The organism is Cobetia sp. SIMBA_158 (assembly GCF_046566945.1).
In the GTDB taxonomy this organism is placed as follows: Bacteria; Pseudomonadota; Gammaproteobacteria; order Pseudomonadales; family Halomonadaceae; genus Cobetia; species Cobetia amphilecti.
In genome coordinates this window covers 1-269 of the sequence record NZ_JAWJYL010000418.1, presented here as the reverse complement: position 1 = coordinate 269, position 269 = coordinate 1, and the positions used below count along the sequence as shown (strand labels likewise).

The window sequence follows — 269 nt, the reverse complement described above, 5'->3', positions numbered from 1 at the left end:
ATAGTAAGGGAAGCGTGATTCCCAAAGAGTACTAGCACCTTTATCCATTTCAGTTTTATTTGATTCATAGAAAGCTATAGCATCTTCCATACGGTTGGGATTTTCCTGATTCCGATAGATATTCTCAAACTGTTCCCACAAGTCTGCCCTCTCAGGATAGGAAGTTATAGCTGAGTAGATTTTACTCTTAAAGTCTGCACGTTCATGAATGTGTGTCAGTAATGAATTAGGGTGAACCAACGTACCCATGTAAACAAATGATGTGTCAG

At 39.0% G+C, this 269-nt stretch carries 1 pseudogene; it reads right to left on the bottom strand.

Annotation, left to right across the window (positions count from 1 at the left end):
* A pseudogene (locus tag R2R70_RS20525) lies at window positions 1-269 on the bottom strand (hypothetical protein); the annotation flags it as partial.